The sequence below is a fragment of the uncultured Erythrobacter sp. genome (genome assembly GCF_947492365.1).
Classification (GTDB): domain Bacteria; phylum Pseudomonadota; class Alphaproteobacteria; order Sphingomonadales; family Sphingomonadaceae; genus Erythrobacter.
In genome coordinates, this window is record NZ_CANLMB010000001.1 from 59,649 (window position 1) to 73,419 (window position 13,771).

The 13,771-nt window shown below is 59.9% G+C and carries 10 protein-coding genes; 6 read left to right on the forward strand and 4 right to left on the reverse strand.

Going from position 1 to position 13,771, the window contains the following annotated elements:
* Positions 1-62: 62 nt before the first annotated feature.
* The 3 genes from Q0887_RS00305 to Q0887_RS00315 form a co-directional block, all read right to left on the reverse strand.
* Positions 63-3,623, reverse strand: coding sequence for an autotransporter domain-containing protein (locus Q0887_RS00305; protein ID WP_299191359.1), 3,561 nt, complete (start codon positions 3,621-3,623; stop codon positions 63-65).
* 207 nt (positions 3,624-3,830) lie between these two features.
* Positions 3,831-5,141, reverse strand: coding sequence for a UDP-glucose/GDP-mannose dehydrogenase family protein (locus tag Q0887_RS00310; protein WP_299191360.1), 1,311 nt, complete (start codon positions 5,139-5,141; stop codon positions 3,831-3,833).
* A 67-nt stretch (positions 5,142-5,208) separates the two neighbouring features.
* A complete protein-coding gene (locus Q0887_RS00315; RefSeq protein WP_299191361.1) occupies positions 5,209-6,012 on the reverse strand; it encodes a metallophosphoesterase family protein in 804 nt (267 codons plus the stop codon).
* A gap of 363 nt (positions 6,013-6,375) precedes the next feature.
* Between Q0887_RS00315 and Q0887_RS00320 the strand changes: the two genes are divergently transcribed.
* Positions 6,376-7,245, forward strand: a complete 870-nt coding sequence (locus tag Q0887_RS00320; protein ID WP_299191362.1) for a TorF family putative porin — start codon at positions 6,376-6,378, stop codon at positions 7,243-7,245.
* 138 nt (positions 7,246-7,383) lie between these two features.
* Complete coding sequence (locus Q0887_RS00325) at positions 7,384-7,821, forward strand: VOC family protein (RefSeq protein ID WP_299191363.1); 438 nt, start codon at positions 7,384-7,386, stop codon at positions 7,819-7,821.
* Positions 7,822-7,905: 84 nt separating this feature from the next.
* Here the strand turns inward: Q0887_RS00325 and nhaA are convergent, their stop codons facing one another.
* Entirely contained in the window at positions 7,906-9,138 is a 1,233-nt protein-coding gene (nhaA, locus tag Q0887_RS00330; RefSeq protein ID WP_299191364.1) for a Na+/H+ antiporter NhaA, read from the reverse strand.
* Positions 9,139-9,227: 89 nt separating this feature from the next.
* Between nhaA and Q0887_RS00335 the strand changes: the two genes are divergently transcribed.
* The 4 genes from Q0887_RS00335 (at position 9,228) to Q0887_RS00350 (ending at position 13,681) form a co-directional block, all read left to right on the forward strand.
* Entirely contained in the window at positions 9,228-10,670 is a 1,443-nt protein-coding gene (locus Q0887_RS00335; RefSeq protein WP_299191365.1) for a glycosyl transferase family protein, read from the forward strand.
* Positions 10,667-11,914: a hypothetical protein gene (locus tag Q0887_RS00340; RefSeq protein WP_299191366.1), complete on the forward strand. Its 1,248-nt coding sequence runs from the start codon at positions 10,667-10,669 to the stop codon at positions 11,912-11,914. The genes Q0887_RS00335 and Q0887_RS00340 overlap by 4 nt, the downstream gene beginning before the upstream one ends.
* Positions 11,915-12,005: 91 nt before the next feature.
* The gene (locus Q0887_RS00345; RefSeq protein WP_299191367.1) at positions 12,006-12,920 is read left to right on the forward strand and encodes a sulfite exporter TauE/SafE family protein; all 915 of its coding nucleotides are present in this window, start codon (positions 12,006-12,008) and stop codon (positions 12,918-12,920) included.
* 47 nt (positions 12,921-12,967) lie between these two features.
* Entirely contained in the window at positions 12,968-13,681 is a 714-nt protein-coding gene (locus Q0887_RS00350) for a TIGR02186 family protein (protein ID WP_299195137.1), read from the forward strand.
* Positions 13,682-13,771 lie beyond the last annotated feature (90 nt).

The window sequence follows — 13,771 nt, forward strand, 5'->3', positions numbered from 1 at the left end:
GGACCTTGCGGATCTTGCAAGGCCCGGCATTTTTGTACGGCATTAGAGTGCTGCAGTGGGCGTTAGAAGCGCCAGCCCAATGTCACGCGGCCTTGATCGTTGGAAAGCGCGCCGCGGCCCATATCCGAGGTGAAGGATACAGAGGCGGTGAGGTTCGTGCCCACGTTCATTTCTGCGCCTGCATTGACCGATATCCATTGCGTATCGAGCGCGTTGGCGATGGTGAAGGGCGTATCCTCTACACCGAAGAAGCGCGCCGTTACGACATCGGCTGTGTCTGCCAGCTCGCGCGCATAAGCGGCTGAGCCAAAGACCCGGATCACGCCCGACTGACCCGTGCGGATGTCGAGGCTCGCCATCGCGCCAAGTTTTGCACCCAGCGAGGTGAAGCTGCGGTCAGCAATTGACAGACCGAAGGAGCCAGCGCCGACTTCATCATATCCGCCGATTTCGTTGCGGACATAGTCCATGCTTACTACCGGTCCGGCTTCGAGCCCGCGTGCGAGATCGAACGCGTAGCCGAGCCGCATACCGCCGAATGTCTGGCTGCCATCAGCCTGACCGATGGCGTTGGCATAGGAGCTGCGGAAATCGCCTTGCGAGGCACGCTCAACGCCGAACTGCAAGTCCGCCGTTCCGGCATAGCCATCGGCGAACATGCCGCCGTCGGTGTAGGTCATGTAGATCGCAACCGACTGGCTCGTGTCCGCCTGCGCTTGCAAGGTGCCGGTGGATTGCTGCGAGTTGCGGATGTTGGACACCGCAACGCCGAAGCTGAAGCCATCCGTCACGCGCATATCGGCGCCGATCGTGACTTCGCCAGCTTGGGTGATCGCTGCCTGTTCGAGGGCATTCGCACCCACTTGCACCCCGCCAACACCATTGCTGGTCTGGCCCGACAGGTTGACGCTGCCGCTTCCCAACAGGCCCGAAGTCTGGCCGCCATTGAGATAAACTCCCGATGCGCTTCCAAACACGCCAATCCTGCCGGTTTCAGCCGGAGCCGTGCCAGCGATCGCGTAGCTCGCATTGCCAGCTGCGGAGAATGTCCCCGCTGCCCGGTTGCCGCCGCGCAGCGCCAATGTGCGTTGTCCGATTTGGCCGGTGAAACGCTGCGAGAAGCTGTTGGCGGTGAAGGTTTGGCTGAACGCGCTGGTCGGCGTCAGCGAAACAAGCGTTGCCCCCAGCGTATCGACTGTCGCGCCATCGACCACGTCGAACATATCTGTGAAGCCGGCGAAGTTCGAGGTGCGCAGCGCGTCGAGCGCGGCCCCCAGCGAACCGAGCGAGCTGTTACGGCCAACAAGATCGCGAATACTGCGTGCGGTGATCTCGACGACAATATCATTGCCCTCGATCCGGTGGACCGCGTTGAGGATCGGTGAACGGCTGAGCACTGTCACCGTGCTGAAATCGCCATCGATCACGTCGGCAGACAGGATCGTGAACTCGCTTCCGAAGCGCACGCGGCGGTTCGTGGTGGCAATCACCAGCGCGCCATCGAGTACGGCAGCGCCTGAAATGTTGTAGAAGTCATTGGTGACCGAACGCCTGCGCCCAACCGAGAAATCGACCCACAAAGCACCGCCGCTGGTCTGGACGTAATCACCATCAATGGTAAGCGTGCCGAAACCTTCGACCCCGCCCGCGCTGAGCAGTCCGTTGAGGTTGAAGAGTGCATCGACGTCAAGTGTGCCTTCACCTGCCAGCTCGCCCGTGCCGAGCGTGTAGATCGGTGTGTTGAGCAAGCCGTCGATCTGCGCGTAACCGGCCAGTTGCTCGACGCCGATAAGGCTCGAGAACTCCCAATCAGCTCCCACGATGAAGCCAGCTTCGTCATTGTCGAGGATCAGGCGGTCAATCTCGACATCCAGATCAACCGTCGTGGTGCCCGAGCGGTTGAGGAAAACCTCGAAATACTGCGCCGGATTTTCGAACGCGGTGCCGGGTGTGCCATCGGTGTTCTGCGGCACAAACCCGGTTGAACCCGGGCCGAGCAGCACGGAGCTTTCGGGCAGATTGCCGCCGAAATTGGGCGTGCCTTCTGGCGGCAGGTTCGGTGACTGGTCATCTGGAAATCCGGTTATGTCGATGCCCAGAATCGTGCCGAGATTGGGGCCGGTGGCAAAGACACCTTCCTCTTCTCCGGTCGGGATACCATTTACCAGCGTGCCGGTGCCGTCATCAATGAAGAAGCCCGGATCGAGTTCCTGCGTCCAACGTGTCGGATCGGACCACACGCCATCACCTTCGACAGCCGAAACGTACTTGTAAGGCGTGTTCTCGGTCAGGAATTGGAAGAACGGATAGAGCGGGTTGTAGAAGCTGATATCGCCATAACCTTCGGGCACGCCGAAGAAATCGAACCCGCCCGAAAGCACCGCTGTGATGATCGGGAAGTCGTAAAGCTGGTCAACGATCAGCGGAGAGCCGCTGTCGCCGCCTGCGGTCGCGACTTCGTTCGGCAGCGCGTCATCGTCGAAATAGTCGATCGCGCGCACAGCTGCGAGACTGTTGCAGTTGATCCCGCCCGGATTGAATGTGCAGCCGTCGATCTCGGCCTGAGTCCGGTCAGGGTTGTCGAAATCGGTAAAGTAGTAGTTCTGCGTCTCGAAACCGAAATTGCTGGTCGGCGCGAAGGCTGGGAAGACCGAGTCGCCCAGATCTGCTGGCGAGGCGATTGCACCCAGCATATTCTCGCCGACGCGGCGCAGGAAACCGAGGCCGACAGCACCGCCACCTGCGTCTCCATTGGCCGTGCCGAATGTGCCGTAACCGACTTGCACAACATGCGTCAGCTCGGTCAGCGGAGTGAGCAGGAGCGGGAGAGCAGGTACGTCTGTGATCGGCTCGTCAACCGCGATCAGCGCGATGTCGGCCCATGGAAATGTGAGTCCGCCATTATCCTGATTGGATGAGGGGTGGATGATGACATCGGTGGAGGTCGCAACCCCGCCTTCGGAATAGCTCGCTCCGCCAAGATAGGTGAAGAAACGGTCCGAACTGTCGACTCCGGTTGAGACAAGGATTGCTTGCGGCGCCGCGCCGGGCAGGCCGTAGCTTTCCGATGAACTGCCATTGACGCAATGCGCTGCTGTCAGGATCGTGCGTGGGTTGATGACCGACCCGGTGCAATTGAAGAAGATGCCGCCGGTAATGTTGTTCTGACGAAACAGCTGGACGACCGATGGCTGAGTGTTGTTGATATCGACCGAACCTTCGACACCGACATCATCGCGTGAAAGGATCTCAGGATCGGGCCGCGTGACTGTGGCGACAATATCGCCGGTGAAGCGCGGCAGGGCGAGGTCCATCGAGCCTTCGAACGCGGCGACGTAGCCCTCCGAATTGATCCCGTCGAATGTGTCCAACACCGTAGGGGCCTTGTCGACGCGATAGACATAGGTGTCATCAAGAACAACCAGATCATTCACTGCCGCCCGTTCGCCATTCTTCGGCGGTGTCGTCAGGCGATCGCTTACAATCGGTTCCAAATCGCGCGTCTCAACCGGACCAAAGGTTTCTCCGACAACGCTGCGCTCTCTGGCCTGTGCAGGCGCTGCCGCAAGTGCTCCGGAAAGCGCGACAAGGCCGACGCCGGAAAGGAATGTAAGTTTGCTCATGATTGCCCCCGTTTGCGAAATTGCACGAGTCGGGAGGCTAAACATTCGTGCGGCGAATCCAAGAGGGCTTGGACGGATTTTCTTAAATTGGGACAGTCACTTGCACGCGTTGCAATCTAGGTGCTTCAGGCGCGAGTCCTGATGGAAAAGCGGTGCTTGGCGAATGTGTCGCCAGGCACCGCCAATACTTGTAACTTCGTGCGCGTGTCAGGCGCGGCCTATGCTCGCATAGGTGAAGCCTGCGGCCCGCATATCCGCAGGATTATAGATGTTTCTGAGGTCCACCATCACCGGCGCCTTGGCCAGTTCCTTGACCCGGTCAAGGTCGAGTGCACGGAATGCATCCCACTCGGTTACGATCGCAATCGCATCGGCGTTCTCGATGGCGGTGTAGGGATCATCGCACATGGCCACTTGCGGCATCATCGGTGCGGCAAGCTCCATGCCTTCCGGATCATAGGCGGCCACACTGACGCCTGCATCGGTTAGCGTCTGCGCCACCGCTATTGCCGGGGAGTCGCGCATATCATCGGTGTTGGGCTTGAAGGTCAGACCAAGCAGCGCGACCTTCTTGCCGCGTGCGTCTTCTGCCCCGCCAATCGCGTCGAGAACCTTGCGGCCCATCGCGCGTTTGCGGCTGTCATTCACATTGACGACCGCTTCGACGATGCGGGTGGGGCTGTCATAATCCTCTGCCGTCTTAAGCAGTGCGAGCGTGTCCTTGGGGAAGCACGATCCGCCATAGCCTGGGCCAGCATGGAGGAATTTGGAGCCGATCCGGTTGTCCATGCCGATCCCTCGGCTGACATCCTGCACATCTGCGCCGACTTTCTCGCACAGATCGGCCATTTCATTGATGAAGGTGATCTTGGTAGCGAGAAAGGCGTTGGCGGCGTACTTGATCAGCTCACTGGTGCGGCGCGAGGTGAACAGGATCGGCGATTCATTGAGGAAGAGCGGGCGATAAACCTCGCGCATGACGGCTTCGCCAAATTCGTCCTCGGCGCCGATCACGATCCGGTCGGGGCGCTTGAAGTCGCCGATTGCCGCGCCTTCACGCAAGAATTCGGGGTTGGAAACGACTGCGAACTTTTGCGCCGTGCCGGTGCCAGCAATAATCCGCTCGACCTCGTCGCCAGTGCCCACGGGCACGGTCGATTTGGTCACGACCACCGCGTCATTTGCAAGGTTCTCGCCCACTTCCTTTGCCACTGCGTAAACAAAGGAGAGGTCAGCATGGCCATCGCCGCGTCGGCTCGGCGTGCCAACCGCGATGAAGATCGCAGCTGCATCCTTGACCCCCTCGGCCAGCGAAGTGGTGAAGGACAAGCGGCCTGCTTTCACGTTGTTCTCAACCAGCGCGTCAAGGCCGGGCTCGTAAATCGGCATCACACCTTCATGAAGGCGGTCGATCTTGCTCTGATCCTTGTCGATGCACACAACGTCATGGCCGAAATCAGCGAAACATGCGCCTGATACGAGGCCTACATAGCCCGAACCCACCATTGCAATTTTCATGGCGTCTTGCCCTTATGAATTTCTGTTGTCGCCGCGCCCCTTAGAGCAGCGGCCATTTACAACCGGTTTAGGCCCGTTCGCCGTGGAAGACCTCTATCGGGCCGCCATCGGTTTGGCTGGCCTGAAGGATCCGCCGCTGGTCGGCTTCGAGCACGAGCGCGGTAAGCACACCTGAGCGAAAAGCGCCAGTGTCAATCCCGATCCGGTTGCCGCAATCCATCACCTTGTTGAAGATCGTATGACCATGGACCACAACCTTATCCAGCGGCCCCTCATGACTGAGGAACCGGTCGCGGATCCAGAGAAGGTCACTGCGTTTCTGTTCGGATAGCGGCACCGCAGGATCGACCCCTGCATGCACGAAAACATAATCGCCCGCGATGATCATCTCCTCGAAATCGGTGATATAATCGCGGTCCGATTGCGGAATGAGCGTTGGCATTAGTGCAAAAAGCTCTTCGAGGTTCATCGCGTTGAACTGCTTCTTTGACAGGCCATAGGAAAGGATCGTCTCGCGGCCACCATGTTTGAGGAAGTGGCGCAGCACTTCCGGCTTGGAAAAGGCGTTGAGGAACATTTCTTCGTGATTGCCCGCCAGGATGCGGACCTTGCGCTGCGCCTGCCAGGCGCGGGTGCGCGCGACCACTCCGGCGCTGTCGGGACCACGATCGACTAGATCGCCCAGCAGGATTACCTGCGTATCGACTTGCGGACGCGCTCGGTCATCCTCGTCGATTGCGGCGATCATCGCATCATAAAGGTCAAGCCGTCCGTGGATATCCCCGATCACATAATAGCGCGTGCCATCCGGCACCGCGGCTAGGCGAGGCTGGGGGCGGGGGCGAAAGAGTTTGTTCAGAGCCTTGAACATGGACGGACTTTGCGAACTGCCTGACTTTACATGTTGAAGGCGGCGTGGCTCCAACATTTGTGGCCTAAATCGGGCCGGCCTCTAACAATTCCGGCCCACCGCGCCGGAGAAGCGCTGGCTTTAGTCCGATAGTGGCTGAACGGCAACTGAGCAGGGCGCGCGGCGCGTCTGCATTGTGATGCAAATTTCCAACAATCGCGGCCGCATGCCCGGCCTGTTGGGTTGCATTGCGCAATTTGTCTTGTGCATTGCAGCATAATTGTGCAGGTTTGTTTCACATCTGGTCGAGATTGCATCAATAAGATTCGCAGCCGCTGGATGTGCAGGTGGGACGAAGCATCAAACCTAGACAAGGAAATTGTCATGCTCACGTCCATCCGCGGCCTTACCGCCGCAACTCTTACTGCCGGTCTTTTTCTTACGGCAGCTCCCGTATTCGCTTCGGAAAATCCGCCCACCGTTTCGCTTGCTGACGATCCTGTCAGCGAGGAAAACGCGGCGCATGAAGCCGTACTTTCCACCAACACTTCGCGCGTAAACGAACCGGTTGAACTGGCATCTGCCAGCGAAATGGGCGGCGAAAGCGGCCTGACATTCTCCGGCAATGTCGCCTTCACCACCGAATACCGTTTCCGCGGTGTCGATCTGTCGGGCGGTGACTTCGCCGTGCAGGGCGGCTTCGACGTCGCTCATTCGTCCGGCTTCTATGTCGGCACATGGGCGTCGAACCTCGATGAAGACACTGTCGGCTACGGCTCGACCGAACTCGACATCTATGGCGGCTGGAGCGGCGATCTGGGCGGAGTTCTTTCCGCCGATGTCGGTGTGATCGGCTATCTCTATCCCGATGCAGGTCCGGGCGATTTCGACTACATCGAATTCTACGGCTCGCTCAGCGCAGAAGTCGGACCCGCATCTGTGACCGGCGGCGTCGCCTATGCGCCTGATCAGGACTCGCTTGGCGGAACAGACAATCTCTATCTCTACAGCGACGTGTCGGTCGGCCTTCCCTCGACGCCGATCACGCTCAACGCGCATGTCGGCTATACGGACGGTTTCCTCACCTTCACCAATGACGGCGAAGCGATCGACTGGTCGGTTTCAGCGGATGTCGCGGCTGGCCCGGTGACTTTGTCGGCTGCCTATATCGGGGTCGAGGGCGACGCTCTGATCGATCCGGGCAAGGTCTTCACCGATGATGCTATCGTCCTGACCGTATCGGCTAGTTTCTAAGGCGAGAGTCCGAACAGCCCGTGATCAAGCGGGAGGACAAAGGAGCGGGAGCCTACCGGGTTTCCGCTCCTTTTTGTTGCGTCATTGTTGCGGGCGCGGGATGCGAGCCTTAGGTCTTGGCCGCGAAAGGATTTCTCCATGGTCAAATACCTCCACTCGATGATCCGCATCACCGACCCGCAGGCGACGGTCGATTTCTTCAAGTTGATCGGGCTGGAGGAAGTGCGCCGGTTCGAAGTCGAGGCTGGGCGCTTCACGCTCATATTCCTCGCCGCGCCCGGGCAGGAGGGGTTGGCCGAGGTAGAGCTCACGTATAACTGGCCGCCCGAAGACGGAAGCGCGCCGGAGGAGTATGATGGCGGACGCAATTTCGGCCATCTCGCATACCGGGTTGAGAATATTTACGAGACCTGCCAGCGGCTCGCCGATGCAGGCCACACAATCCATCGCCCGCCTCGCGACGGGCATATGGCCTTCGTGAAATCACCCGACGGCATCTCTGTCGAGCTGCTTCAGGACGGCAATCTCGAACCGCAAGAGCCGTGGGCCAGCATGGAAAACACAGGCAGTTGGTAAGGGCGGCAATCGCTGCAGCATGTTGCCGACGGCAGGCAAAGCAAGCGGAGCCGCGTTGATCGGCTCCGCTTCGCAATGCCGGGCTCAATCGTCTTTGTTGTCCAGTTGAGCCGTTTCCTCAGAATGCTCGGTTGAGAACCGCAGCACTAGATACCCCATCACCGCGGAAATTGCCGATCCGGTCAGAATGCCGATCTTGGCCTCGTCAATCAGGAACTGATTGCCCTCAAAGGCGAGCAGGCCGATGAACAGCGACATCGTAAAGCCGATCCCGCACAGTATGGTTATGCCCCAGATTTCCTGCCAACTGGCATGAGCGGGGCGCGCGGCAAAGCCGGTTTTTTCGGCGACGAATATCGCGGAGAAGATGCCGAGTTGCTTGCCGATAACCAGACCGGCAGCGATCGCGACGGGCAGCGGATCAAGCAGATTGTTGATCGTCATCCCAGTGAACGAGACGCCTGCATTGGCAAAGCCGAAGACTGGCACCACCAGATAGGCGCTCCACGGTGCAAGGCCGTGCTCAAGACGTTCGAGCATGGAATTGCCGTCTTTGCGATGCATCGGGATCGTCAGCGCGGCAAGCACACCTGCGATCGTCGCATGGACACCGGTATTCAGGACGCACCACCATAGCAGCAATGCGAGCAAGATATAGGGCCAGAACTGACTGACATGCATCCGGTTGAGCATGACCATGAGCGCGAAAACCGCTGCCGATGCAGCAAGCCAGAACAGAAAGGCATCGCCGACAGTGGTATAGAAGAACGCGATCACAAGGACGGCGCCTATGTCATCTACGATCGCAACCGTGAGCAGGAATATCCGCAAGGATCCGGGCACGCGATTGCCGAGGATGCCTAGCACGCCCATGGCAAAGGCAATGTCGGTCGCTGCCGGGATCGCCCAGCCGCGGGAATACTCACCGCCGCCTGACACTGCCATAAAGACCAAGGCTGGCACGACCATGCCCGCGAGCGCCGCGACAAGGGGCAAGCGCCGCGACTTCGCATCCGCCAATTGCCCGACGATCAGTTCTCGTTTGACCTCAAGGCCCACAACAAAGAAGAACACCGCCATCAGCCCGTCATTCACGATGTAGTGCAGCGAGCTCAGCTTTGCATGCGGGTACCAATCAAACTTGCCGTTGATTAGCGTGTCATATTCCTGCGCGAAGACGGAATTGGCTGCCAACATTGCAGCGGCCGCGACCAGGATCAGCAGCACACCTGCGGACGCATCGCTTACGAAGAGTGCACGGACCGGCGCAAAAATCCGCAGCAGCGGCTTCGGAGCATTGGAAGATGTATCGGACATATCGTGCGCTCCTTTCCCGAAAAGTCATCATGGTTGCAAGGTTAATCCGAGCGCGTTAGGCTGTTTTTCTAGCAGGGAGAGGGGTCGCCTTGGCTATTTGGACTTGGGATCTGTGGCAGTGGCTTGCCGTGTTCCAGCACGAGCTGCTTCTGTTTGCGGGCATATTCTTTCTGATCGGTGCGCTGGATGATCTGGCGGTTGATCTGACATATCTGTGGCTAAGGGTGATTGGACGCGGTCAGACTCCGCAGGTCAATCGCAACGAGCTTCAGCAGCGGGAACTGCATGGCGGGGCGGCGGTGTTCATCCCTGCTTGGCAGGAATCAGAGGTCATCCGCGAAACGATCGCGCATTTGCTCGCTGCCTGGCCGCAAGAGCATTTGCGCCTTTATGTCGGCATATACCGCAATGATCCTCAGACGCTGGAAGCCGCGATGCGCAGCGCGCCCGGCGATGCGCGGCTTCGGCTGGTCATCCATGACCGCAACGGGCCAAGCACCAAGGCGGATTGCCTCAACCGGCTCTATAATGCGCTGTGCGATGATGAGCGGCGCATGGGCCAGACCTTCAAGTCGGTGATCTTCCACGATGCCGAAGACATGGTCGATCCGGCTGCGCTGGGTCTCCTCGACAGTGTGATTGCCTCTGGCGCGGACTTTGCCCAATTGCCTGTCGAGCCGCTCCCGCAAAGCTCGCGCCAATGGCTCGGCAGCCATTATTGCGAGGAATTTGCCGAAGCGCATGGCAAGGCGATGGTCGTGCGTGATGCAGTGGGAGCTGCCTTGCCAGCAGCGGGCGTGGGCTGCGCGGTAGCGCGCGATGCGCTTGACCAGCTGGCAAAGGCGCGCAGCAAAGATGGACCGTTCGAGCCTGAATCGCTGACCGAGGATTACGAGCTGGGTCTGATGGTCGCCGGAAATGGCGGAACTTGCCGGTTTGTTCGCGCGCGCGGAGAGGATGATCTGCTGATCGCAACGCGCGCCTTCTTCCCTGCTCGGCTCGATCATATTGTCCGGCAAAAGACACGCTGGGTTCACGGGATCGCGCTTCAGGGATGGGACAGGATCGGCTGGGGCGGCGGCGTAATGGAAAGATGGATGCGCGCCCGCGACCGGCGCGGACCGCTTACGGCTCTGGTGCTGCTCGTGGGCTATATTCTGATCGCGCTTACGCTCTTGATGGTGGTTGCAGCGAACTTCGGCTGGACCCAGCCGATTGCCATGTCGCCGATGCTCAAAGTGCTGCTGATCGCCAACCTCGCTTTCTTCGTTTGGCGCGTCGCATGGCGCTTTGCCTTTACCGCGCGCAATTATGGCGTGGTCGAAGGAATATTTGCAGTGCTGCGCATTCCGGTCACCAACGTGATTGCGATTATGGCCGGACGGCGCGCGGTGAGCGCTTATCTTTCGACCCTGTTTGGCGGCGGGATCATCTGGGACAAAACCCCGCATAGCCGCCATCCGGTGCGGTTTGAAAATGTGCGCGGCAGGCAGCTGGTATCGACCTCAAGTGTCGAGGCATTGCAGCTATGAACAGCGATGCCGCAGTGAACCCGCCGCGAAGCCGCCGCGGCGGTCCTTTGGCTATGCTCGGCGTGTTGTTCGCGGTGTGGATCATGGGGCGTGTGGTTCTATGGGAAAGCCCTTTCCCGATCGAGCCAATGGACCTGCCCGGCGCCGAATTATTGCTGGCTGAGAGCAGTGCCAGCCACAATGTGCCCGACCAGCGACAGGCAGTTGATGAAGGCGCAGAATTAGTAGCATTGCCAGCCTACGGGATTGCTAGTGATGCGCCGCTGACTTTGCCTGTCCAACCCGGCCGAATTGCATCCGGGTGGCAATTGGCCCCGTTTTCGAATCAAGCGGCTCCGCGCGCAAGTGACAATGCTTTCATTCCATCAGATCGGCCAATGAACAGCACGGTGGCAGGCGGCCATCAATTGCTGATGGCTGCGGCGTTTCGAGTGGATTGGGCGGTCGAGGCGGCGATGGCGCCAGTTCCGGGCTCTCGCTCTTCCGGATTGGCCTACGCACCTTCCCGGCGCGCCTCTGTCGATGCAGCGCCGCTCCCGTTCTCGCCGCCCTTCGTCGAAGGCGGGCCCGAGCTTGATCGTTGGTCGCTCGATATGTTTGCTTACTACCGGCAAGGGTCCAATTCCTCGCTGATTTCGCAAGGACGCGCTCCGCTTTACGGAGCGAGTCAGGTGAGCGCCAATCTGCAATATCGCATCGCCCCGCGATCAGGGCATGATCCGCGCGCCTATCTGCGGGCCTATCGCGCGCTTGTGACAGGCGGTGAGAGCGAGATTGCCGCCGGTTTCTCGGCGCGGCCTGTGCCAGCAATACCCGTGCGGCTCGCAGCCGAGATGCGTGTGACCGATAATGTTTTTGGTGTCGTGCGACGTCCTGCTGCCTATGCGGTTACAGAGATTGCGCCGGTAGTCCTGCCGCTTGATTTCCGGATCGAAGCCTATGGCAGCGCTGGCTATGTCGGAGGACGAGGCGCGACCCCGTTTGCCGACGGACAGGTTGCGCTGACCCGCGAACTGGTGCGCTTTAACGGACCAGGGGCGCAACCCATTCGCTTCAGCCTGGGCGGCGGCGCATGGGGCGGCGCGCAGGAAGATGCGAGCCGCGTGGATGTCGGCCCGACCATGCGCGTTGATCTGTCCGTCGGCCAAGTGCCCGCGCGGCTTTCGGTCGATTGGCGCGAGCAGGTGGCCGGTGATGCAGCGCCGGCTTCGGGCGTGGCGGCAACCCTCTCGACCCGCTTCTGATCCGTTCTTGAGGCACTTGGCCCTTCTAGATGCGGGGATCGGCGCTTTGTGTGCCTTCCAACACTGGCGCGGCTAGGCTAATCGCATTGGCATGGATGTTTACCTGCCCATTGCGAATCTCTCGGTGAACGGGCTGTTCATCGTCCTGCTGGGCGGGTTGACGGGTATCCTATCGGGGCTTTTCGGCGTTGGCGGCGGGTTTCTGACTACACCTCTGCTGATCTTTTACGGCATCCCTCCCACCGTTGCCGCTGCTTCGGCCGCGACGCAGGTGACCGGCGCAAGCGTTTCGGGCGTGATCGCGCATGGCAAGCGTAAGGGCGTCGATTACCGGATGGGATTGGTCATGGTCGGCGGCGGCGTTGTCGGCGCGCTGTTGGGGGCCGTTCTGTTCCGGCTGCTGCAATCATGGGGGCAGATCGATGTCGTGATCGGTGTGCTTTATGTGGTCATGCTTGGCACGATTGGCACGTTGATGATGCGCGAAGCGCTCGAAGCGATGTCACCGGGGACGGTACAGGGGGACGTTCGTCCGCGCAAACGCCGTCATCATCCGCTTATTGCAGGCTTGCCGTTCCGCACGCGCTTTTACGCATCGGGCCTCTATATCTCCCCCCTCGCGCCGCTGATACTGGGCGTGATTGTCGGCATTCTGACCATGCTGATGGGAGTTGGCGGCGGCTTCATTCTGGTCCCTGCGATGCTCTATCTGCTGGGTATGAGCGGCAAGGTCGTTGTCGGCACCTCGCTGTTCCAGATCCTGTTCGTGACTATGGTGACGACGATGACCCACGCGTTGACGACCAAGGCGGTCGACATCGTGCTTGCCGGTCTGTTGCTGCTCGGCTCGGTGCTGGGCGCGCAATTCGGCACGCAGATCGCGATGAAGGCGCGGCCCGAGGTTTTGCGGCTGGTGCTTGCAGCCATCGTCATTCTGGTGGCGCTCAGGATGCTGTACGGATTGGGCGTTCAGCCTGACGAGATTTATACGGTCAGTCCGCTGTGAGGCGCTGGCTGGCTCCGCTCGCACTGCTTGCCGTAGCGCCTGTCTTGATGGGCCAGCGTGAGCCGATATTGGTGCCTGAAGTCAGTCAGGATCGCGTCGAAGTGCGGCAGGGCTTCACCGGCGCAAATCTGCTGCTTTACGGCGCGGTGATCGATCCGGCTGGGGCGGCAAGCAACACGCAATACGACATTGTCGTTGTGCTGAAAGGCCCGACCGAGCCGATCCGTCTGCGTGAGAAGGACCGGATTGCGGGTATCTGGATGAATGCAGGATCGACCGATTTCCGCTCTGCGCCTTCCTTCTTCGCGGTCGCCTCCTCCAGCCCGATTGAGGAGATCGTCGACCCGCGCACCGCCGCGATTTACGAGCTTGGCACCGAGTTTATCCAGCTCAGCCCAACCGGCCAGATCGAGCCGGAAGAGCAGTCGCGTTACGCCCGCGGGCTGGTTGAAACCCGCGAACGCGCAGGCCTGTATAAAGAGGAAGCGGGCGGCGTGCGGATCAGTGAAGGGGTGCTTTATCAGGCGCGCATCGCGCTTCCCTCAAACGTGACCACCGGCGAATACACCGCCGAAACCTTTGCCATCGCCAATGGCCGCGTTCTCGCCAGTGCGACCGCCGATATCGAGGTCGTGAAGGTCGGACTCGAAGGATCGGTGGTCTATTTCGCCAACCGTTTTGCGCTGTTTTACGGGCTCGGAGCGATCCTCTTGTCGGTTTCGATGGGTTGGATGGCCGGACGATTCTTCGCAAGGTCCTGATTTTTAGCGATTTCGCTCAAATGTGCGATCAACATTGTTGACGCGATCTTAACCTCAATCCCGCAAAAGCCGGGGTGTCAAACACCGACC

What these genes read in the sequence shown, in the direction of transcription:
- nhaA (WP_299191364.1), bottom strand. Translation starts at nt 9,138, where the DNA reads ATGTCCGATACATCTTCCAATGCTCCGAAGCCGCTGCTGCGGATTTTT.
- Q0887_RS00325 (WP_299191363.1), top strand. Translation starts at nt 7,384, where the DNA reads ATGGTCAAATACCTCCACTCGATGATCCGCATCACCGACCCGCAGGCG.
- Q0887_RS00320 (WP_299191362.1), top strand. Translation starts at nt 6,376, where the DNA reads ATGCTCACGTCCATCCGCGGCCTTACCGCCGCAACTCTTACTGCCGGT.
- Q0887_RS00315 (WP_299191361.1), bottom strand. Translation starts at nt 6,012, where the DNA reads ATGTTCAAGGCTCTGAACAAACTCTTTCGCCCCCGCCCCCAGCCTCGC.
- Q0887_RS00350 (WP_299195137.1), top strand. Translation starts at nt 12,968, where the DNA reads ATGGGCCAGCGTGAGCCGATATTGGTGCCTGAAGTCAGTCAGGATCGC.
- Q0887_RS00340 (WP_299191366.1), top strand. Translation starts at nt 10,667, where the DNA reads ATGAACAGCGATGCCGCAGTGAACCCGCCGCGAAGCCGCCGCGGCGGT.
- Q0887_RS00310 (WP_299191360.1), bottom strand. Translation starts at nt 5,141, where the DNA reads ATGAAAATTGCAATGGTGGGTTCGGGCTATGTAGGCCTCGTATCAGGC.
- Q0887_RS00345 (WP_299191367.1), top strand. Translation starts at nt 12,006, where the DNA reads ATGGATGTTTACCTGCCCATTGCGAATCTCTCGGTGAACGGGCTGTTC.
- Q0887_RS00305 (WP_299191359.1), bottom strand. Translation starts at nt 3,623, where the DNA reads ATGAGCAAACTTACATTCCTTTCCGGCGTCGGCCTTGTCGCGCTTTCC.